Raw genomic sequence first — 19,832 nt, 5'->3', positions numbered from 1 at the left:
CCATCCGAGGGACCGTAGGGGCATGGGAAGGCGTGCAATGCTCGATGGACGGCTTACCTCTGTCACCATCGACGCACTCTGAGTGACGGCACGCTTCCCGTCCCGGCACTCGGAGGCGCCTCCCCAAACTTCACGAAGGGCACCGGACATGGGTCCCCATCCTGCGGTCGCGGCGATACGCCTGGCGGTCCGCCGCGTACTCCACGACGTACTCACCGAACACACCCGGTGCGCCGAGCACACCCGGCGCACCCCGCACCCCCAGCTCGCCGAAGCCGGCGCGGGCAGACAGCGCGCCGCACTCCCCGAACGCCCCGATACCCCCCTGGTGCTGGTGGCATGCTCCGGCGGCGCCGATTCCATGGCACTCGCCTCCGCCCTCGCCTTCGAAGCCCGCAAACTCGACGTCCGGGCCGGCGGCATCACCGTCGACCACGGCCTCCAGGACGGCTCCGACACCCGGGCCGCCGAGGTCGTCGACCGCCTCACCGACATGCGCCTCGACCCGGTCGAGTCCGTCGCCGTGCAGGTCGGCCAGGAGGGCGGACCCGAGGCCGCGGCCCGCGACGCCCGCTACGCCGCCCTCGACGCGGCCGCCGAGCGGTACGGCGCCGCGGCCGTCCTGCTCGGCCACACCCGAGACGACCAGGCGGAGACGGTGCTGCTGGGCCTCGCCCGCGGCTCCGGCATCCGCTCGCTCTCCGGCATGGCCGCCGCGTCGGGACCGGCGGGCCGCTACCGCCGCCCCTTCCTCCAGCTCGACCGGCAGACCGCCCGCAAGGCCTGCCTCGTCCAGTCGCTGCCCGTCTGGGACGACCCGCACAACATCGACCCCGCCTACACCCGCTCCCGACTGCGCCACGAGGGCCTGCCCGCCCTGGAGAAGGCGCTGGGCAAGGGCGTCGTCGAGGCCCTGGCCCGTACGGCGCAGCTCTCCCGCGACGACGCCGACGCCCTGGACACCTGGGCCGCCGAGGCCGACCGCGCCGTTCGGGACGACGCGGGCCGGCTGGAGTGCGCCAAGCTGTACGCGCTGCCGCCGGCCGTGCGCCGCCGGGTGCTGCGCCGGGCCGCCGTGGAGGCGGGTTCCCCGGCCGGTTCCCTCTTCGCCCGGCACATCGAGGAAGTCGACCGTCTGATCACCGGCTGGCGCGGCCAGCGGGCCATCAACCTGCCCGGCCGGGTGGAAGCCAGGCGGCAGGGTGGCAGACTGGTGATTCGGCAGAGCTGAAGCACGGGCGGCTGACAATGCAGGCGAGCGGCCGCGCAGGTACGGGGCATCGCCCCGGACCGGGCAGGCAGAGAAAGAGACGCGGGTGAACGAGAAGGACATGGGCACCGACCTTCAGTCGGTGCTCCTCACCAAGGAAGAGATCGACGCGAAGCTCGTCGAGCTGGCCGCGAAGATCGACGCGGAGTACGCGGGCAGGGACCTGCTCATCGTCGGCGTCCTCAAGGGCGCGGTGATGGTGATGGCGGACCTGGCGCGCGCGCTGTCCACCCCCGTCACGATGGACTGGATGGCCGTCTCGTCGTACGGCGCGGGCACCCAGTCCTCCGGAGTGGTCCGGATCCTCAAGGACCTGGACACCGACATCAAGGGCAAGCACGTCCTGATCGTCGAGGACATCATCGACTCGGGCCTGACCCTGTCCTGGCTGATGTCGAACCTGGGCTCGCGCGAGCCCGCGTCCCTGGAGATCTGCGCCCTGCTGCGCAAGCCGGACGCGGCCAAGGTCGCGCTCGACTGCAAGTGGGTCGGATTCGACATCCCCAACGAGTTCGTCGTCGGATACGGGCTGGACTACGCGGAGAAGTACCGCAACCTCCCCTTCGTCGGCACGCTGGCCCCGCACGTCTACGGCGGCTGACCGCCTTCCCGTCCTCAGGGGCCGGCCCGACCGGGACGGGGCGCCGGGAACCTTTCACCGGATTCCCGCCGTTGAGCCTTCGAAGGCAGATTTTGACAGACGTCCCCGGCAGTCGCGGGTGACAATGCTGGGGTACCGTCCGAAGAACAGTCTTTTCTCACAGCAGCATTTACCTACGGGCAGGAGGGACGGGGCGTTATCGCCCCGTATGGATGGACGTGAAGCGATACTTCCGTGGGCCGGTCATGTGGATCGTGCTGGCCGTCCTCGCCGTGGTCGTGTTGATGCAGGTCGTCGGCTCAAAGGGCGGCTACGAATCGGTGGACACCGGCAAGGTGATCCAGGCGATCAGCAAGGACCAGGTGGCGCAGGCCAAGCTGACCACCGGTGACGAACAGATCATCAAGATCGAGTTGAAGAAGGACCAGAAGCTTTCGGGCGAGTCCGGCAGCAAGTTCCAGGCGAGCTACATCGGCGACCAGGGTGTCCAGCTGGCCGACACGCTGCAGCAGAAGTTCGAGAGCGGCAAGATCGACAAGGGCTACACCGTCTCGCCGTCGAAGCAGTCCCCGTTCATCTCGATCCTCCTCTCGCTGCTGCCCTTCGTCCTGATCGTGGTCGTCTTCCTGTTCCTGATGAACCAGATGCAGGGCGGCGGCTCCCGGGTCATGCAGTTCGGGAAGTCCAAGGCCAAGCTGATCACCAAGGACACGCCGAAGACGACGTTCGCCGATGTGGCGGGGTCGGACGAGGCCGTCGAGGAGCTCCAGGAGATCAAGGAGTTCCTCCAGGAGCCGGCGAAGTTCCAGGCCGTCGGCGCCAAGATTCCCAAGGGTGTCCTGCTGTACGGACCTCCTGGTACGGGCAAGACGCTGCTCGCACGCGCCGTCGCGGGCGAGGCGGGCGTCCCGTTCTACTCGATCTCCGGTTCCGACTTCGTCGAGATGTTCGTCGGTGTCGGTGCCAGCCGGGTCCGTGACCTCTTCGAGCAGGCCAAGGCGAACGCCCCGGCGATCGTCTTCGTCGACGAGATCGACGCCGTGGGACGCCACCGCGGCGCCGGCATGGGCGGCGGTCACGACGAGCGCGAGCAGACGCTGAACCAGCTGCTCGTCGAGATGGACGGCTTCGACGTGAAGGGCGGCGTCATCCTGATCGCCGCCACGAACCGGCCGGACATCCTCGACCCGGCACTGCTGCGCCCGGGCCGCTTCGACCGGCAGATCGCGGTCGACCGGCCGGACATGCAGGGCCGTCTCGAAATCCTCAAGGTGCACCAGAAGGGCAAGCCGGTAGCGAAGGACGTCGACCTCGGCGCCGTCGCCCGTCGTACGCCCGGCTTCACCGGTGCCGACCTGTCGAACGTGCTGAACGAAGCGGCGCTCCTCACGGCGCGCAGCAACCTGAAGCTGATCGACAACATGATGCTCGACGAGGCCATCGACCGCGTCGTGGCGGGCCCGCAGAAGCGGACCCGGATCATGTCCGAGAAGGAGAAGAAGATCACCGCGTACCACGAGGGCGGACACGCCCTGGTCGCGGCGGCTTCCCCCCAGTCGGACCCGGTCCACAAGATCACGATCCTCTCCCGCGGTCGCGCCCTCGGTTACACGATGGTGCTCCCGGAGGAGGACAAGTACTCCACGACGCGCAACGAGATGCTCGACCAGCTGGCGTACATGCTGGGCGGGCGCGCGGCCGAGGAGCTGGTCTTCCACGACCCGACCACCGGCGCTGCGAACGACATCGAGAAGGCCACCGCAACGGCCCGCGCGATGGTCACGCAGTACGGCATGACGGAGCGGCTCGGCGCGATCAAGTTCGGCGGCGACAACACCGAGCCCTTCGTGGGCCGGGAGATGGGCCACCAGCGCGACTACTCGGAAGAGGTCGCGGCCCTCGTCGACGAAGAGGTCAAGAAGCTCATCGAGACCGCGCACAACGACGCGTGGGAGATTCTCGTCGAGAACCGTGACGTGCTGGACGCCCTCGTTCTCCAGCTCCTGGAGAAGGAGACGCTCGGCAAGGAGGAGATCGCCGAGATCTTCGCCCCGATCGTGAAGCGTCCGTCCCGTCCGGCATGGACCGGCTCCGCCCGACGCACTCCGTCGACGCGGCCGCCGGTGCTCTCGCCGAAGGAGCTCGCCCTCACCAACGGCGCCGCCGCGGCGAACGGCTCGGTCGTCCCCACGGACACCGTCCCGGCCACCGAGGTGATCCCGGAGGATCAGCCCGAGGTATAGAAGCCCTGGTGTGGCCCCTGTCACGGGGTCGTACCGGGTCCGGAATGGATGCCGCGCCCCCGCAGGTTCTAGCCTGTGGGGGCGCGGCTTTTTCGTACGCCCGTGCGTGTGCGGATGACAGCTCAAAGGAACGAGGCACAGATGACCGACCCGGTGACGTTGGACGGCCAGGGTCCGATCGGCGAGTTCGACGAGAAGCGGGCCGAGGCCGCCGTACGTGAACTTCTTCTCGCGGTGGGCGAGGATCCGGACCGTGAGGGACTGCGCGAGACACCGGGCCGGGTGGCAAGGGCGTACAAGGAGATATTCGCGGGCCTCTACCAGGAGCCCGAGGATGTCCTGACGACCACGTTCGACCTGGGCCACGACGAGATGGTGCTGGTCAAGGACATCGAAGTCTTCAGTACCTGTGAACACCACCTGGTGCCGTTCAGGGGCGTCGCGCACGTCGGGTACATTCCGGCGACCAGCGGCAAGATCACCGGTCTGTCGAAGCTGGCCCGTCTCGTCGATGTGTTCGCCCGGCGTCCGCAGGTCCAGGAGCGGCTCACCACCCAGATCGCCGATTCGCTCATGGAGATCCTGGAGCCGCGCGGCGTCATCGTCGTCATCAATTGCGAGCACATGTGCATGTCGATGCGCGGTATCCGCAAGCCCGGCGCCAAGACGCTGACCTCGGCGGTCCGCGGACAGCTCCGCGACCCCACGACGCGCGCCGAGGCCATGAGCCTGATCATGGCGCGCTGAGTTCCCCAGCGGCCTGTGGGAGGAGAGCTCGGTGGCTCCTACGCGGCCGCCGAGCTCTTGTCCTTGTCCTCGTCTTCCGGGAGCTTGCAGATGCGTTCGAGCCAGAGGGCCGCGGCCACCACCGCGATCCCGGCGAGGACCGCGAGGCCCGCGTAGATCGCCTGGTCGCGGCGGGCCGGGATGTCGAGGAAGCCGAGCAGGTAGATGCCCGTGCCGCCGTACATGCCGGAGACCAGGGAGACGACCAGGGCGCTGGCCTGGCCGAAGACGACTGCCCGGGCCGCCATCAGGGGCTCGACGCCCTTGGCTCCCGGCCGTCGCTCGCGCTGGGCGCGCAGCCGGGAACGGATGGAGAGTGCCGTCGCGAGCAGGATGGCGGCGATCACCGCGAGCACGATCGGCGCGGCGAGGGGAACGCTCGGCAGGCTGCTCAAGGAGTCCCAGAGGCGGGCGCCGCCCCAGGAGAGCACCCCGGCCGCGGCGAAGAGGCCGGCCAGTATCCCGAGCCGTAGTTGCTTCACCGAGTGATCCGCCCTTCGCCGTCGGTGGGTCCGTGCCGTCAGTGGTCAGTGGTCAGTGGTCGGTCGTCCGTGGTGCGTGCCGCCACCGGTCCGTGTCCGTTGAGCCTAACGACTACTCGGGCAGCCGGAGTTCCAGATCGGTCCGGGGCAGTACGCCCTCACGGCCGAGACTGGCCAGCAGCTCCGAGACGGGACCGGCGCCGGGCAGCTGTGCCTCGGGGTCGACGTCGTGCCACGGGGCGAGGACGAAGGCCCGCTCATGGGCCCGGGGGTGGGGGAGGGTGAGCGAGGGGTCGTCGGAGACGACGTCCGCGTACGCGACGATGTCGACGTCGATGGTGCGCGGGCCCCAGCGCTCCTCGCGGACCCGTTCGAAAGCCTCTTCGACGGCCTGGCCGCGCTCCAGGAGCGAGGACGGAGGGAGTGTCGTCTTCACCACGATCACCGCGTTGAAGTACGAGGGCTGGGAGCCGGGAGCGACGCCCCAGGGCTCGGTCTCGTAGACCGGGGAGACAGCTTTGACCCGCAGGCCGGGGGTGTCTTCCAGGGCGTCTATGGCGCCCTGGAGGGTCTCCAGGCGGTTGCCGAGATTGGCGCCCAGGGAGATCACGGCGCGTTTGGGGTTGGAGAGGGTGATGTCCGCGGCGTCCACCTGCTCGACCACGGAGGCGGGCACCGGCTGTACGGTCGGGTCGCTCTGCCCTTCGGTGGAAAATGCACTCATACTCGGCTCCGGGTGATGGTGATGGTCACATCGTCGAAGGGGACGGTGATCGGCGCGTCCGGCTTGTGCACCACGACCTCCACCTCCTCGACTCCTTCGTGCTTGAGGCACCTCTGGGCGATGCGCTCCGCGAGCGTTTCGATCAGGTCGACCGGTTCCCCCTGCACCACGTCGACGACTTCCTCGGCGACGATGCCGTAGTGCACGGTCTTCGTCAGGTCGTCGGCGGCTGCCGCGGGGCGGGTGTCGAGGCCGAGAATCACGTCCACGATGAACGTCTGGCCCTCTTCCCGTTCCCGGGGGAAGACGCCATGGTGTCCACGGGCCTTGAGGCCGCGCAGCGCGACACGATCCACGCGAATCACTCCTGCTGTCGTTGGGCGTAGAGACACGCGGCCGCGTGCGGACGGCCTTGTTCTCACTCTCGAATCTACCTGCGAGCACCGACAGTGCCCGCCCGCGGGGGCTATGGACAGGGCCCCGCGCGACTGGTACCCGCTACTACCCCCATCACCCGTTTCCAACCCCCCGTCGCGCGGATGTTCTCGTCAGGACGGGCTTTCTTCCTCGTCCTCGTCATCGGATTCGGTGAGTACGGGCGAGCCGTGGTGGGACCAGAGCTTCCAGCCGTCCGGCGTGCGCCGGAACACGTTGGTGGCCACGACGAGTTGGCCGACCAGCGGTCCGAGCGCGTTGCCGTCCTCCGCGGGGCCGCCGCTGAGGATGTTCTCGGTGCAGGTCACCAGGGCCGTGTCGCCGGTCATGGAGATCCCGACATCGGTCAGGAAGAACTGGATGTACTCGGTGTTCGCCATGATCAGGGCGTAACTGCGCAGTACCTCGCCGCGCCCGGTGAGCACCGGCCAGCCGGGGTGCACGCAGGAGACGGTGAGGTCCTCGCCGGGCAGCCAGAGCCCGGAGAGTTCCTCGAAGTCGCCGCGTTCCATCGCCTCGTAGAAGGCGGTGTTGGCCTGCTCGACGGCCGCGATGTCGGCGGCCGCCTCCGCGTGCTCGTCGCGCCCGCTCACGCGGCTCCCTCGACGGCGCGGGCGACCCGTACGGCGTCCGCTGTGGCCCGGACCTCGTGGACCCGGACGGCCCAGGCGCCGGCGTGGGCGGAGAGCGCGGAGATCGCCGCGGTGGCGGCGTCGCGTTCGCGGGCGGGTGGCGGGGCGGCGCCCTCGCCGGCCAGCACGTGGCCGAGGAAGCGCTTGCGGGAGGCGGCGACCAGCAGCGGGCGGCCCAGGTCGCGCAGTTCGGCCAGGTGGGCGACAAGGGCGAGGTCGTGGCCGACGTCCTTGGCGAAGCCGAGACCGGGGTCGATCACGATCCGTTCCGGGGCGACACCGCCCGCGATCACGGCGTCCATCCGTTCCCGCAGCTCCGTGACGACTTCGGCGACGACGTCCTCGTACACCGCGCGGCTGTTCATGGACTGGCTGAAGCCGCGCCAGTGCATCACGACGAACGGCGCGCCGGCCGCCGCGACGACACCGACCATGTCCGGGTCGGCGAGACCGCCGCTCACGTCGTTGACCAGGGCGGCTCCGGCCGCGACCGACTCCTCGGCGACCCGGGCCCGCATGGTGTCGACGGAGACCGTGACCCCTTCGGACGCCAGGCCCCTGACCACCGGTACCACGCGACGCAGCTCCTCCGACGCGTCCACCCGGCTGGCGCCGGGGCGGGTCGACTCGCCGCCGACGTCGATCAGGTCGGCGCCCTCGGCGACCAGGTCGAGGCCGTGTTTGATCGCGGCCGTGGTGTCGAACCAGCGGCCCCCGTCGGAGAAGGAGTCCGGGGTCACATTGACGACACCCATGACCGCGCAGCGGTCCCACTCCGGCAGGCCTCGGACCGTGCCTCGTCCACGCAACGTACTCATGCGACCAGCGTAGGCCCGCACGGCGTGCTGTTATGCCGCGCGGGCGTGGTGCTCCTGGCCCGGCGCCGGGGTGTGGGCGCAGGGGCGGGGCAGGCGGCGCGGGAACCGGCGGGCGAAGGGACGGGGCAGCGCGAGGTTCACGAAGCCCTCCGCCTGCATGGCCGCGAGGGAGATGCGGGGCAGGTCGCGGGCGGCGCGGTACACCACGAAACGGGGCTCCCAGCGGGGCCGGAACTTGGCGTTGAACTTGTACAGCGACTCGATCTGGAACCAGCGCGACAGAAAGATCAGCAGTCCCCGCCAGGTCCGCAGCACCGGTCCCGCACCCAGCTTCTCGCCGCGGGCGAGCGCCGAGCGGAACATCGCGAAGTTCAGCGATACGTGTTCGACGGTGAGCCGGAAGGACTCCTGCAGGGCGGCGACGATCAGCAGCTCGTTCATGCCGGGGTCGGCGGCGCGGTCGCGGCGCATCAGATCGAGGGACATGCCGTCATCGCCCCACGGGACGAAGTGGAGCACGGCCTTCAGGTCGCCGTACGGGGAGTCGGCGGTGTGTTCGTCGGCCTTGTGGGCGGTGGCGATGACGCAGTCCCCGTCGGCCGGGTCGCCGATCCGGCCGAGCGCCATGGAGAAGCCGCGCTCGTTGTCCGTGCCGCGCCAGTCGGCGGCGGCCAGCCGGATGCGGTCCAGTTCGGCCTCGCCGATGTCGCGGACGCGCCGGACCCGGGTCTCGTAGCCAAGACGTTCAATGCGCTTCACCATCTGGCGTACGTTGCGCATCGCGCGCCCGGCGAGCGAGAAATCCGCGACATCCACCACCGCCTCGTCGCCCAGTTCCAGCGCGTCGAGTCCGGTCTCGCGGGTCCAGACCTCGCCGCCGGTCTCGCTGCAGCCCATCACGGCAGGGGTCCAGGAGTGGGCCTTGGCCTCGTCCATGAAGCGCTCGATGGCGCCTGGCCAGGCCTCCACGTCACCGATCGGGTCGCCGCTCGCCAGCATCACCCCCGACACGACCCGGTAGCAGACGGCGGCCTTGCCGCTTGGGGAGAACACGACGGCCTTGTCGCGGCGGAGCGCGAAGTGGCCGAGCGAGTCGCGGCCGCCGTGCTTCTCCAGCAGGCCGCGCAGCCGGGCCTCGTCGTCCTCGGTGAGGCGGGCGGCCGGGTGCTCGGGGCGGAAGGCCAGGTAGATGGTGGTGACGGCGGTCAGCAGACCGAGGGCGCCGAGCGAGTACGCCACGGTCCAGGAGGTGACTCCGGCGTACTCGACGGGACCCTCGAAGCCGAACAGCCCGTACAGCACGTGCTGGAGACGGTCGGCGACGCTGGGGCTCCCCACGACGCGGCCGGGGTGGACGCTGACGACGATCAGGCCCAGTCCGAGCGAACCCGCGCCGAGGAGCACGAAGTTAGCCAGGGCCCGCCAGCGGCTCCTGGGGTCGGGGAGCGCGGCGAATTCACCGCGACGGCGGACCAGCAGAAGGCAGAGCGCGAGCGAGACGAGCGTGCCGATCAACGAGTGCCGGTAGACGAACTGCGCCAGCGCGCCGGCCGGCAGCAGTACGACGGCCGCCCGCCAGGCCCGCCGCTTGCGCCGCTTCAGGCCGTGGGCGAGGAGCAGCAGCAGGACGCCCGCGCTCAGGGAGAGAGCGGCGGTGAACGGTCCGAGGGTGCCTGGGAGCACCTCGGCGAGGGTATGCATCCGGCTGTTCCGGAAGCGTGGGAAGACCCCCGCGGCGACATCGACCAGGCCGACGACGGTGCAGGCGGTACCGACCAGCGCCGGTACTGAACCGGGGCGCGGGCCCCGCACGAACTTACGTACAGGACTCGGAACCGATCCTGATTTATCCCCATCTAGCGTGACAGACATCGCTTCCCGTGGTTCCGCGAGAGATTCTTGAGTCCTTCGGCCGAGGGCCTTCCGGACGATGTGCGACCTGTAGGACGAGGCTTCCGCGCCGGGGGTTCACCCGTTGGCCGGAAAATTCCAGACAAGAAAGCGCACCCCTCCATGGGCCTTACCAGCAAGACGTTCTTGGCGCTGGCCATCGTGCTGGCCGTGGTGTTCTTCGGTGCCACGGTCTGGCTCTGGCCACGGCTGGCCCGGCGCAGCACGCCCGCGGTGTTCGGCAGGGTCGGCCTGCTGCTGGCTACTCAGGTGACGGTCTTCGTCGCTGTCGGGCTGGTGGCCAACAACTCCTTCCTCTTCTACGGTTCCTGGGCCGATCTGTTCGGGCAGAAGCAGGATCTGGGGGTGGTCACGGACCACGCGGCCGGAACGCTGGCCGCCAAGAACATCGTCCGGGTCGGGACGCAACTGCCGGACGGGCCTCGCAGTTCGCAGCCCGCCGTGAGCGGCCGGATCGACAAGGTCGTGATCTCGGGGCGGCGGTCGAAGATCGAGAGTTCGGCGTACGTGTATCTGCCACCGGAGTACTTCCGGCCGGCGTTCGCCCACCGGAAGTTCCCCGCGGTGGTGGTCCTCACCGGCTACCCGGGTGCCTCGGAGAACCTTCTGAAGGGCCTCGATTATCCGCGGACTGCACGCGATCGGGTGGAGGCCGGCCGGTCGCAGCCGATGATTCTGGTGATGCTGCGGCCGACGGTGACGCCGCCGCGGGATACCGAGTGCGTGAACGTGAAGGGCGGGCCGCAGACCGAGACGTTCTTCGCCGAAGATCTGCCGCAGGCGGTCTCGGATGCGTACCGGGTCGGAAAGCTGGCCCGCAACTGGGGCATCATCGGCAATTCGACCGGCGGCTACTGTGCGCTGAAGATCGGGCTCCATCACCCGGACCGGTTCGCCGCGAGCGCCGGGCTCTCCGCGTACTACAAGGCGGCCGAGGACCCGACGACCGGCGACCTCTTCCACGGCGACCAGAGCGCGCGTGAGCGTTCCGATCTGATGTGGAGCCTGGACAACCTGCCGCAGCCCGACTCGTCGTTCCTGGTCACGACCTCCAAGCACGGCGAGGGGAACTACCACTCCACGATGCGGTTCCTCAGCAAGGTGAAGCCGCCCGCCCAGGCTTCGTCGATCGTGCTCGACAGCGGTGGGCACAACTTCAACACCTGGCGGCGGGAGATTCCTTCGGCGCTGGACTGGATGAGCAGCCGGCTGAGCGAGAGCTGATCGGGGGACGGGGCGCGTACGGGGTGGGACAGGCCCCGGTCCCTGCCCCAGGCACCGACTCACCGGCCTCCGGCTACCGGCCATGGCCACCGGCTCACCGGCCTCCGGCCCTCAGCTCACCAGCCCCCCGCTCCCGGCTCACCGTGAGGCGGTCTTGGTGATGCTCTCCACCGTCTCGACGGCGACCTCGGCCCGGGGGACGTCCTGCGCGTCCGCGTCGATCGAGCGGCGCAGCGCCTCATGGAGCCGGGCCGGGGTGAGTACGCCGAGGAAGCGGCCGGTGCTCTCCTTGTCGATGACGGCGATCCAGCCGGCGTCGTGCTGGAGCATGGTGGCGAACGCCTGTTTGAGCGGGGCACCGACGGGCAGCCACGCCTCCATCCTGCGTGCGTGGGCGCGCACCGTGTCCTTGGCCGCGGTGGTGGTGGTGGCGGCGCCGTCGGCCGGGATCCAGCCGTGCAGATTGTCCTTGCCGTCCAGCACGACGGCCCAACGCGCCCCTTCGGCCCGCAGCCGTTCGGTCGCCCTCGCCAGGGAGTCGTCGAGGTGGACGACCGGTGGCTGGTCGAGGTCGCCCACCTCGATGGGGGTCACGGAGAGGCGTTTGAGGCCGCGGTCGGCGCCCACGAAGTCCGCCACATAGGGAGTGGCGGGCGCGCCGAGCACGGTCGCCGGGGAGTCGAACTGTTCGATCGAGCCCTGTCCGTAGACGGCGATACGGTCACCGAGCCGGACCGCTTCCTCGATGTCGTGCGTGACGAACAACACGGTTTTACGGACCTGTTCCTGGAGATTAAGGAATTCGTTCTGCAGCCGTTCCCGTACGACGGGATCGACCGCGCCGAAAGGCTCGTCCATCAGCAGCACGGGCGGGTCGGCGGCCAGCGCCCTTGCCACGCCCACGCGTTGGCGCTGACCACCGGAGAGCTGTTCCGGATAGCGGTCGCCATAAACGGAAGGATCAAGTCCGACCAGGTCGAGGAGTTCTGCCGCGCGCTCGCGGCCCTTTCCCCGTTTCCAGCCGAGGAGGTGGGGAACGGTCGCGGTGTTTTCCAGGACCGTACGATGCGGGAAGAGGCCCACCTGCTGGATCACATAGCCGATGCGGCGACGCAGTTGGACGGGGTCGATGGCGGATATGTCGTCCCCGTCGAGGAATATCCGGCCCCCGGTCGGTTCGATCAGCCGGTTCACCATCTTCATGGTGGTCGTCTTGCCGCAGCCCGACGGTCCGACGAGCGTGACCAGTTCACCCTCGGCGACCTCGAAGGAAAGGTCGTCGACGGCGGTGGTGCCGTCCGCGTACCGCTTGGTGACGTGCTCGAAACGGATCATGGTTCCCCATTGTCGCGCGTGTTCTGTGAAGGACATGTTGCTGGAATACAACGGCCTCGGCGATTGTCAGTGGTCGGGGATAGGGTCGCCGGACATCGGCACTTCGGGTGCGCCGGTGCTTCGGCACTTCGGGACGAGCGGTAATCGGGAGGTGGGGGGACGGATGGCTGCTGCACAGAACTGCATGGTCACGAACGACTGGATCTGCGGGGAGTATCTCCTTTCCCGCAGCCAGGAGTTGACCGATGCGACGGTCCAGCACATCTGGATCACCGTGGTCTCGGTGCTGATCGGGCTCGTGGTGGCCTTTCCGCTGGCGCTGGTCGCCCGCCGCAGCCGCCGCTTCGCCGGACCGGTACTGGGGCTGACCACGGTGCTGTACACCGTGCCGTCCCTCGCGATGTTCTCGCTGCTGCTGCCGCTGTTCGGTCTCTCCGCGGCGCTGGTCGTCACCGGCCTGGTGCTGTATTCCCTGACCATTCTCGTGCGGAACATCCTGGCGGGCCTCGAAGCGGTTCCGCAGGAGGCGAAGGAAGCCGCGAAGGGGATGGGCTACGGGCCGGTCCGGCTGCTGTGGGAGGTCGAACTCCCTCTTGCCATGCCCGCGTTGATGGCAGGTATACGGATCGCCACCGTCTCGACGATCGCGCTGACGACGGTCGGATCGATCATCGGCAGAGGCGGCCTGGGCAACCTCATAGGGGACGCCCTGCCCAGCTTCTTCAAGGCCCAGGTGCTCACCGCGTCGGTCCTGTGCGTACTGCTCGCGGTCGTCGCCGATCTGCTGCTGCTGGGCCTCCAGCGGCTGTTGACCCCCTGGACCCGCATACGTACCACTCGCGCGGGCGATAGTGCGGTCGCGGGTGCCACGGCAAAGGCGGTCTGAACGATGGGAGTTCTCGGCGAGGCCTGGACCTGGCTCACGACCGGCGCCAACTGGACGGGGGAGAGCGGGGCGGCCCACCGGCTCGCCGAGCATCTGTACGTCAGCGGTGTCGCGCTCGCCCTGGCCTGTGTGATCGCGCTGCCGGTCGCCCTGTACCTCGGGCACATCGGGAAGGGGGGTGCGCTGGCCGTCAACATCTCCAATGTGGGGCGGGCGGTTCCGGTCTTCGCGGTGCTGGCCCTCTTCATGGTCTCGCCGCTGCGCAACGCCGGATACGTGCCGACGATCACCGCGCTGGTGCTGTTCGCCGTGCCGCCGTTGCTCACCAACGCCTATGTCGGGATGACGGGGGTCGACCGGTCGGTGGCCGAGGCGGCGCGGGGCATGGGAATGTCCGGCGGCCAGCTCTTCGTGCGGGTCGAGCTGCCGCTGGCCTACCCGATGATCATGACCGGGCTGCGCTCGGCCGCGGTCCAGGTGGTCGCCACGGCGACGATCGCCGCGATGGTCGGCCAGGGCGGCCTCGGCCGGATCATCACCGCCGGATTCAACACGTACAACACGCCGCAGGTGGTTGCGGGGGCGTTGCTGGTCGCCGTACTCGCCCTGCTGGTGGAGGCGGTGCTGGTGGGTCTGGACCGGCTGCTGTCACCGCTGCGCCGCCGCAGGACGGCATGACGCCCCCGGCCCCCCGGCCCCCGGTCCTTCGATCCCCGATCCTCGATCCCCGGATCTCATCTCAAATAGCCCTGTTGCTGTGGACGGAGAACACCTCATGAGCAAGACCTCGCGAATAGCGGGCGCGGTCATCGGCATGGTCGCGCTGGCCGGCTCGCTCGCCGCCTGCGGCGGCGACAGCCTGGAGAAGGACAAGGCGGGCTCGGCGTCCTCCGGCGACTCCGGCGGCGGCTCCGGCAAGAAGGGTTCGCTCGTCGTCGGCGCGGCGTCCTTCACCGAGTCCAAGGTCCTCGCGGAGCTGTACGCACAGATCCTGGGCGACGCCGGATACAGCACCTCGGTCACCACGGTGGCCAACCGGGAACTGTACGAACCGTCCCTGGAGAAGGGCGAGATCGATGTCGTCCCCGAATACGCCGCGACGATCGCCGAATTCCTCAACGCCAAGGTGAACGGTGCGAAGGCGGCCGAGAAGAAGCCGGTCGCCTCCGGTGACGCGGCCGCCACGGTCGCGGCGCTGGAGAAGCTCGCCACTCCGCGCGGACTGAAGGTCCTCCCGGCCGGCGGAGCCGTCGACCAGAACGCCTTCGCGGTGACCAAGGAATTCGCCGCGAAGAACAAGCTCGAGACGCTTTCGGATCTCGGCAGGTCGAAGACCGAAGTGAAGATCGCGGCGGGTGACGAGTGCGAGGTGCGGCCGTTCTGCGCGCCGGGCCTGAAGAAGACGTACGGCATCAATGTCACCGGCATCGACCCCAAGGGAGTCGGTACACCGCAGTCCAAGCAGGCCGTCAAGGACGGCAAGGACCAGTTGGTCCTCACCACCACCACGGATGCGGTGCTCGACAGCTACGGCCTGGTGTTCCTGGAGGACGACAAGAAGCTCCAGAACGCGGACAACGTTCTGCCGGTCGTCAATGCCAAGGACGCGGGTTCCCAGGACATTGCCGACGCACTCGGCAAGCTCACCAAGGCCCTCACCACCGAGGATCTCGCGGAACTGAACCGCAAGGTGGACGCCGAGCGCGCAAAGCCCGCCGACGCGGCCAAGGACTATCTGCGGTCGAAGGGCCTCATCAAGAAGTAGAGATCGAGGATGGGGGACCGTCAGGTAACCGGGTGGGAACAGATTGGCCGGCGGCTCCCCAAGTGCCTCCTGCGCACGGTAAATTTCAGGCCATGTCACGTGGACGTCATCGCCATTCGCCACCTCTGCACAGAATCCTTCCGCCCTCGGCCGTCGTCGGAGTGTCGGTTCTCTGTGCGGGGGGCGCCTGGCTGCTCGCCGAGCCCCTGATCCTGCGCGGTCTGGTGGCCGCAGCGGCGGCCGCGGCCGTGACCGGCGCGTATCTGATGCGCAGCTGGGACCGGGACGCGGGCCGCCGTCTCGCGGAGCTGACGCGCGCCCGAGCCGGTGACGAATGGCGGGCCGAGGAGCGCATGGCCGAGCTGGAGGCCGACCTGGAGGAGTCGCGGGAGCTGCGCGCCCGGCTGGAGACGAAGCTGCGCCGCAAGCGCGTGGAGCTCGCCAACCTGCGCGGGGAGCACGCCGCGCTGCTGCGGCGGTACGCCAACGCCGAGACCGAGCGGGCCAGCGCGCTGGAGGGCCGCAGGCAGCTCGCGCTCGAAGCCGCGACTCCCCGGGAACTGCCCGCGGCGCGCAGCACACCGACGCCGGCCGCCTATCTGCGCGCCGCCCAGGCGCTGGAGGACCTCTCGCGCAGCGGGGCCCTCCAGGAGGCGCGCCGTACCGCCGAGCAGGCCAGGAAGCGGGATCTCGCGGAGCGCGCCCGGGAGGCGGAGGAGCGGCAGGGGAAGCACGCGGCGGCCCCGGACACGTCCGGAGCACAGCACCTCCGCCCGACGACCGCCCTTCCGGCGCCCCGGCCGTCCGCCGCGCTGCCCGCGGCGCGCGCCGTGCCGGCCGCCAGCCCGATCGCTCCGCACGCGGCGCTGCGCCGTCATCCGGTGCCGCAGGGCAGCTTCGACTTCTTCGGTACGCAGAAGGCGCGCGCCGCGATCGAGTCCGTGCAGAACGAGGACCTCGCGGACGTGGTGGGCGAGGAGGCACTGGCCGCGCACCGCACGGGCACGACCGGGAACCGGGCCGTCGGCAAGGTCATCGACCTGACCGCGCACGACGAGACCGAGCAGCTCGATGTGGTGGAGCTGCGCAGCGCCATCTCGTAGGCGCCGCGCAGCCGGGGCCGGGCCGGTCGGGCCTACTTGTCGATGTCGCCGACGACGAAGAAGAGCGAGCCCAGGATCGCCACCATGTCGGCGACCAGCGTGCCCGGCAGCAGCTCGGTGAGCGCCTGGATGTTGTTGTACGACGCGGAGCGGAGCTTCAGCCGGTACGGGGTCTTCTCACCCTTGGATACCAGGTAGTAGCCGTTGATGCCGAGCGGATTCTCGGTCCAGGCGTAGGTGTGGCCCTCGGGGGCCTTCAGTACCTTGGGCAGCCGCTGGTTGATCGGGCCGGGCGCCAGGCCGGCCATCCGGTCCAGGCAGGCGTCCGCCAGATCCAGGGCGTTGTGCGTCTGCTCCAGCAGGCATTCGAAGCGGGCCAGGCAGTCGCCCTCGGTGCGGGTGACGACCTTGAGGGTGTCCTGGAGTTCCCCGTACGCGAGATACGGCTCGTCGCGCCGCAGATCGAAGTCGACGCCCGAGGCGCGGGCGATCGGCCCGGACACCCCGTACGCGTGCACGGCCCGGGCGGACAGTACGCCCACGCCACGGGTGCGGCCGCGGAAGATCTCGTTGCCGAGCACCAGGTCGTCGTACACGTCCATCCGGGACCGGACCGAGGCGATGGCGTCCCGGGCGCGGCCGAGCCAGCCCGCTGGGAGGTCCTCCTTGAGGCCGCCGACCCGGTTGAACATGTAGTGCATCCGACCGCCGGAGACCTCCTCCATCACGGCCTGGAGCTCCTCGCGCTCGCGGAAGGCGTAGAACACCGGAGTGATCCCGCCGAGTTCGAGCGGGTACGAGCCGAGGAACATCAGATGGTTCAGGACCCGGTTCAGCTCGGCGAGCAGGGTCCGCGTCCAGACCGCGCGCTCCGGGACCTCCATGCCGATCATGCGCTCGACGGCCATCACGACGCCCAGCTCGTTGGAGAACGCCGACAGCCAGTCGTGGCGGTTGGCGAGCATCACGATCTGCCGGTAGTCGCGGGCCTCGAACAGCTTCTCCGCGCCGCGGTGCATGTAGCCGATGACCGGTTCGGCGTGCTGGATGCGTTCGCCGTCGAGGACGATGCGCAGACGGAGCACGCCGTGGGTGGAGGGGTGCTGGGGGCCGATGTTGAGCACCATGTCGGTGCTCTCCGCTGCGCCGCCGATGCCGACTGTCGTCTCCGTCATACTGCCAGTATTCCCTGAGCGTCCGGGGCCCTGCCCCGGACCCCGCGGCTCAATCGCCGGCGGGGCTGGTCCGACCGGGGCGCTGCCCCGGGCCCCGCTCCTCAATCGCCGGAGGAGCCGGTTTTCGCTCCGCGCCTCAATCGCAGGCGGGGCTGATTCTTCGGTGCATCAGCCAGCCGAAGTCGCCCAGGCCGCCCCGGGCCGTGAGCTCCGCCGCCTCGCCCGCAGAAGCGAGGGCCCGTACGTAGCCGGCCGGGTCGGCCGAGGCCAGGGCCAGGGGCGGGCGCCCGCCGTCGATGCCGAGGCCGTGCAGCGCCTCGCGCTGGGGGAGCACCGTCCCGCCCCCGGCCGCCGTCGCGCACGCGTCCAGGGCCACGTGCGAGGTGAGGTCGCAGCTGCCGTCCGGCACCGGTCGTACCTCGCGGCCGGACCGGAAGCCGGTCAGCGTGCCGAAGGGGGGCCGCGCCTCCCGTACGTGGGCGTAGTCCACCGCCACGGCGAGCCCCTCGGCCAGCGTGGCCACCGCCCGCGCCCAGGCCTCGTCGCGCGGGAGCCCGATCTCGGCCCGGCTGCCCGGTCCGGCCGACGGCCACCAGCGGCGCAGCCACGCGGCGTCGGCCCCGGACACCGGCCCGCCCAGCCGTTCCGCACCGTCCGCCGTCCGGACGAGGACATACCGGTCCACGCCGTCCGCATCGGTCTCGGCGACATCGGTCGGGACGTTGTCCAGCCACTCGTTGGCGAACAGCAGACCGCGCGTTCCCGACGGCGGTTCGGTGACCCACTCGATCCGGGGGTCCAGACCGTCGGGGCGGGCGGCGAGCTCCACGGCGTACGCCCGTACGGCGAGACCGTCGGCGCCCGCGGCCGGCAGGGCCGCCAGCACCCCCGTCAGCAGTTCGCCCCGTCCCGCCCCCAGGTCCACCAGGTCGACCGAGTCGGTGCCGAGCTCCCGTGCCGTCCTGACCAGCAGCCGGGCGACGGCCGAGGCGAACAGCGGGGACGCGTGGACGGAGGTACGGAAGTGGCCCGCCGGCCCTTCCGGGCTCCGGTAGAAGCCCCCGTCTCCGTACAAAGCGGTCTCTGCCGCCTCCTGCCACCCACGCCACTCATCCGTCACGTTTCCAAGTCTCCACCTTGGGGAGTACGGTCCCTGGAGCCGGATCGGCCCTTCGGCTGACCCGTGCACCTGTCGCCTGTCCCTACGCTGGGTTACGTGCAGCGCCTCTACGACTTCATCCGCAGACACCCGACGGGCGTCGACAGCTTCTGGGCCGTCTTCCTCCTCGGGTTCTCCGGCCTGTCCATGGTGGCGCCTGCGGATCGCGAGGGTGGGCGGCCGGCCGCCCTGCTGATCAGCATCGGGCTCTGCACCGTCGTCGCGTTGCGCCGGCGTGCGCCGGAGAAGATGCTGCTGCTCGCCATCGCGATGGGCGCCGTACAGCTGGCGTTCGGGGTCACCCCCGGCGTCGTGAACTTCGCGATGCTGGTGATCGTCTTCACCGTGGCCACCTTCGGGGAACGGTGGGCGTCCCGGCTCGCGCTGGTCTGCGCCCTGTGCGCGGCCGGCCTCGCCCAGCTGCGCTGGCCGCAGGACACCCCGCACACCGGCTGGCCCCAGCAGGTCTTCGTCGTCATCGTGCTGACCGTGCCGTTCGTGCTCGCCTGGGTGCTCGGCGACTCGATGCGTACCCGTCGCGCCTACTTCAGTCAGCTGGAGGAGCGCGCGGCCAGGCTGGAGCGGGAGCGCGAGGCGCAGTCGAAGGTCGCGGTGGCCGCCGAGCGGGCCCGTATCGCCCGCGAACTCCACGACGTCGTCGCGCACAACGTCTCGGTGATGGTGGTGCAGGCCGACGGCGCGGCGTATGTCATGGACGCGGCCCCCGACCAGGCGCGGCAGGCCCTGGAGACCATCTCCAGCACCGGCAGGCAGGCCCTCGCGGAGATGCGGCGGCTGCTCGGGGTGCTGCGGACCGGGGACGCCCAGGAGAGCGGGGAGTACGTCCCGCAGCCCGACGTCGAGCAGATCGAGGATCTCATCGAGCAGGTCAGGAAGACCGGGCTGGCCGTCGACTTCAAGATCGAGGGCACCCCGCGGCCGCTGCCCAGCGGGGTCGAGCTGACCGCGTACCGCATCGTGCAGGAGGCGCTGACCAACACCCGTAAGCACGGCGGTCCGGACGCCGGGGCCAGTGTGCGGCTGGTCTACTTCGACGACGGGCTCGGGCTGCTGGTCGAGGACGACGGGCGGGGTGCGGCGCACGAGCTGTACGTGGACGGCGGCGCCGACGGCGCGGGCCACGGAATGATCGGCATGCGCGAACGGGTCGGCATGGTCGGCGGCACGCTGGACGCCGGGCCGCGGCCCGGCGGCGGGTTCCGGATCAGCGCCCTGCTGCCGCTCAAGGCGGCCCACTAGACCTCCGGCATTTTCCGGGCCCG

Annotated in this window: 19 protein-coding genes; 10 read left to right on the top strand and 9 right to left on the bottom strand. The window is 69.9% G+C overall.

Annotation, left to right across the window (positions count from 1 at the left end; genetic code table 11):
* Positions 1-148: 148 nt before the first annotated feature.
* The 4 genes from tilS to folE all read left to right on the top strand — a co-directional run bounded on the left by tilS (position 149) and on the right by folE (position 4,861).
* Positions 149-1,231, top strand: a complete 1,083-nt coding sequence (gene tilS, locus OG936_RS15275) for a tRNA lysidine(34) synthetase TilS (protein WP_406495304.1) — start codon at positions 149-151, stop codon at positions 1,229-1,231.
* Positions 1,232-1,331: 100 nt separating this feature from the next.
* Positions 1,332-1,871, top strand: coding sequence for a hypoxanthine phosphoribosyltransferase (gene hpt / locus OG936_RS15270; RefSeq protein ID WP_406500462.1), 540 nt, complete (start codon positions 1,332-1,334; stop codon positions 1,869-1,871).
* A gap of 212 nt (positions 1,872-2,083) precedes the next feature.
* The gene (ftsH, locus tag OG936_RS15265; protein ID WP_406495302.1) at positions 2,084-4,114 is read left to right on the top strand and encodes an ATP-dependent zinc metalloprotease FtsH; all 2,031 of its coding nucleotides are present in this window, start codon (positions 2,084-2,086) and stop codon (positions 4,112-4,114) included.
* A 141-nt stretch (positions 4,115-4,255) separates the two neighbouring features.
* Positions 4,256-4,861 carry a GTP cyclohydrolase I FolE gene (folE, locus tag OG936_RS15260; protein ID WP_406495300.1) on the top strand — a complete coding sequence of 202 codons (606 nt, stop codon included), beginning with the start codon at positions 4,256-4,258 and terminating at the stop codon, positions 4,859-4,861.
* Between the two features lie 38 nt (positions 4,862-4,899).
* On the opposite strand, the gene OG936_RS15255 is transcribed toward folE, so the two are convergent.
* The 6 genes from OG936_RS15255 to OG936_RS15230 form a co-directional block, all read right to left on the bottom strand.
* Positions 4,900-5,382, bottom strand: a complete 483-nt coding sequence (locus OG936_RS15255) for a DUF3180 domain-containing protein (protein ID WP_406495298.1) — start codon at positions 5,380-5,382, stop codon at positions 4,900-4,902.
* Positions 5,383-5,494: 112 nt separating this feature from the next.
* The gene (gene folK, locus OG936_RS15250) at positions 5,495-6,106 is read right to left on the bottom strand and encodes a 2-amino-4-hydroxy-6-hydroxymethyldihydropteridine diphosphokinase (protein ID WP_406495296.1); all 612 of its coding nucleotides are present in this window, start codon (positions 6,104-6,106) and stop codon (positions 5,495-5,497) included.
* Positions 6,103-6,462, bottom strand: a complete 360-nt coding sequence (folB, locus tag OG936_RS15245; RefSeq protein ID WP_406495294.1) for a dihydroneopterin aldolase — start codon at positions 6,460-6,462, stop codon at positions 6,103-6,105. The genes folK and folB overlap by 4 nt, the downstream gene beginning before the upstream one ends.
* Before the next feature lie 192 nt (positions 6,463-6,654).
* Positions 6,655-7,134, bottom strand: coding sequence for a nuclear transport factor 2 family protein (locus tag OG936_RS15240; protein ID WP_266746975.1), 480 nt, complete (start codon positions 7,132-7,134; stop codon positions 6,655-6,657).
* Entirely contained in the window at positions 7,131-7,928 is a 798-nt protein-coding gene (gene folP / locus OG936_RS15235; RefSeq protein WP_406500461.1) for a dihydropteroate synthase, read from the bottom strand. Before folP ends, OG936_RS15240 begins: the two co-directional genes overlap by 4 nt.
* 93 nt (positions 7,929-8,021) lie before the next feature.
* Positions 8,022-9,863, bottom strand: coding sequence for a phosphatidylglycerol lysyltransferase domain-containing protein (locus OG936_RS15230; RefSeq protein ID WP_406495292.1), 1,842 nt, complete (start codon positions 9,861-9,863; stop codon positions 8,022-8,024).
* A 141-nt stretch (positions 9,864-10,004) separates the two neighbouring features.
* Between OG936_RS15230 and OG936_RS15225 the strand changes: the two genes are divergently transcribed.
* Positions 10,005-11,126, top strand: coding sequence for an alpha/beta hydrolase (locus OG936_RS15225; protein ID WP_406495290.1), 1,122 nt, complete (start codon positions 10,005-10,007; stop codon positions 11,124-11,126).
* Positions 11,127-11,264: 138 nt separating this feature from the next.
* On the opposite strand, the gene OG936_RS15220 is transcribed toward OG936_RS15225, so the two are convergent.
* Positions 11,265-12,461 (bottom strand): ABC transporter ATP-binding protein, encoded by a 1,197-nt coding sequence (locus OG936_RS15220; RefSeq protein ID WP_406495288.1) that lies wholly within the window; start codon positions 12,459-12,461, stop codon positions 11,265-11,267.
* A 163-nt stretch (positions 12,462-12,624) separates the two neighbouring features.
* On the opposite strand from OG936_RS15220, the gene OG936_RS15215 reads away from it, so the two are divergent.
* From OG936_RS15215 to OG936_RS15200, 4 genes are all read left to right on the top strand, one after another.
* Positions 12,625-13,347 (top strand): ABC transporter permease, encoded by a 723-nt coding sequence (locus OG936_RS15215; protein ID WP_406495286.1) that lies wholly within the window; start codon positions 12,625-12,627, stop codon positions 13,345-13,347.
* Between the two features lie 3 nt (positions 13,348-13,350).
* Entirely contained in the window at positions 13,351-14,025 is a 675-nt protein-coding gene (locus OG936_RS15210; protein WP_406495284.1) for an ABC transporter permease, read from the top strand.
* 97 nt (positions 14,026-14,122) lie between these two features.
* The gene (locus tag OG936_RS15205; protein WP_266906258.1) at positions 14,123-15,112 is read left to right on the top strand and encodes an ABC transporter substrate-binding protein; all 990 of its coding nucleotides are present in this window, start codon (positions 14,123-14,125) and stop codon (positions 15,110-15,112) included.
* A gap of 92 nt (positions 15,113-15,204) precedes the next feature.
* The gene (locus OG936_RS15200) at positions 15,205-16,215 is read left to right on the top strand and encodes a hypothetical protein (RefSeq protein ID WP_406495282.1); all 1,011 of its coding nucleotides are present in this window, start codon (positions 15,205-15,207) and stop codon (positions 16,213-16,215) included.
* A gap of 32 nt (positions 16,216-16,247) precedes the next feature.
* Here the strand turns inward: OG936_RS15200 and OG936_RS15195 are convergent, their stop codons facing one another.
* Together OG936_RS15195 and OG936_RS15190 are read right to left on the bottom strand one after the other, a co-directional pair.
* On the bottom strand, positions 16,248-17,390 hold the full coding sequence (locus OG936_RS15195) for an NADH-quinone oxidoreductase subunit D (protein WP_406495280.1): 1,143 nt from the start codon (positions 17,388-17,390) through the stop codon (positions 16,248-16,250).
* A gap of 136 nt (positions 17,391-17,526) precedes the next feature.
* A complete protein-coding gene (locus tag OG936_RS15190) occupies positions 17,527-18,510 on the bottom strand; it encodes an SAM-dependent methyltransferase (RefSeq protein WP_406495278.1) in 984 nt (327 codons plus the stop codon).
* A 96-nt stretch (positions 18,511-18,606) separates the two neighbouring features.
* Here OG936_RS15190 and OG936_RS15185 point away from each other — a divergent pair, with 96 nt between their 5' ends.
* Positions 18,607-19,809 (top strand): sensor histidine kinase, encoded by a 1,203-nt coding sequence (locus OG936_RS15185; RefSeq protein ID WP_406495276.1) that lies wholly within the window; start codon positions 18,607-18,609, stop codon positions 19,807-19,809.
* The last annotated feature ends 23 nt before the right edge of the window (positions 19,810-19,832 follow it).

It is taken from the genome of Streptomyces sp. NBC_00846, from assembly GCF_045207325.1.
Classification (GTDB): domain Bacteria; phylum Actinomycetota; class Actinomycetes; order Streptomycetales; family Streptomycetaceae; genus Streptomyces.
The sequence above is the reverse complement of the archived record's forward strand: the minus strand, read 5'-3'. Positions and strand labels throughout refer to the sequence as shown.

Excerpts from the sequence above, each read along its gene's own strand:
- OG936_RS15230 (WP_406495292.1), bottom strand. The coding sequence starts at position 9,863 with ATGTCTGTCACGCTAGATGGGGATAAATCAGGATCGGTTCCGAGTCCT.
- OG936_RS15200 (WP_406495282.1), top strand. The coding sequence starts at position 15,205 with ATGTCACGTGGACGTCATCGCCATTCGCCACCTCTGCACAGAATCCTT.
- hpt (WP_406500462.1), top strand. The coding sequence starts at position 1,332 with ATGGGCACCGACCTTCAGTCGGTGCTCCTCACCAAGGAAGAGATCGAC.
- OG936_RS15220 (WP_406495288.1), bottom strand. The coding sequence starts at position 12,461 with ATGATCCGTTTCGAGCACGTCACCAAGCGGTACGCGGACGGCACCACC.
- folK (WP_406495296.1), bottom strand. The coding sequence starts at position 6,106 with ATGAGTGCATTTTCCACCGAAGGGCAGAGCGACCCGACCGTACAGCCG.
- OG936_RS15195 (WP_406495280.1), bottom strand. The coding sequence starts at position 17,390 with ATGACGGAGACGACAGTCGGCATCGGCGGCGCAGCGGAGAGCACCGAC.
- OG936_RS15215 (WP_406495286.1), top strand. The coding sequence starts at position 12,625 with ATGGCTGCTGCACAGAACTGCATGGTCACGAACGACTGGATCTGCGGG.
- OG936_RS15210 (WP_406495284.1), top strand. The coding sequence starts at position 13,351 with ATGGGAGTTCTCGGCGAGGCCTGGACCTGGCTCACGACCGGCGCCAAC.
- ftsH (WP_406495302.1), top strand. The coding sequence starts at position 2,084 with ATGGACGTGAAGCGATACTTCCGTGGGCCGGTCATGTGGATCGTGCTG.
- OG936_RS15205 (WP_266906258.1), top strand. The coding sequence starts at position 14,123 with ATGAGCAAGACCTCGCGAATAGCGGGCGCGGTCATCGGCATGGTCGCG.
- OG936_RS15225 (WP_406495290.1), top strand. The coding sequence starts at position 10,005 with ATGGGCCTTACCAGCAAGACGTTCTTGGCGCTGGCCATCGTGCTGGCC.
- folP (WP_406500461.1), bottom strand. The coding sequence starts at position 7,928 with ATGGGTGTCGTCAATGTGACCCCGGACTCCTTCTCCGACGGGGGCCGC.
- tilS (WP_406495304.1), top strand. The coding sequence starts at position 149 with ATGGGTCCCCATCCTGCGGTCGCGGCGATACGCCTGGCGGTCCGCCGC.
- folE (WP_406495300.1), top strand. The coding sequence starts at position 4,256 with ATGACCGACCCGGTGACGTTGGACGGCCAGGGTCCGATCGGCGAGTTC.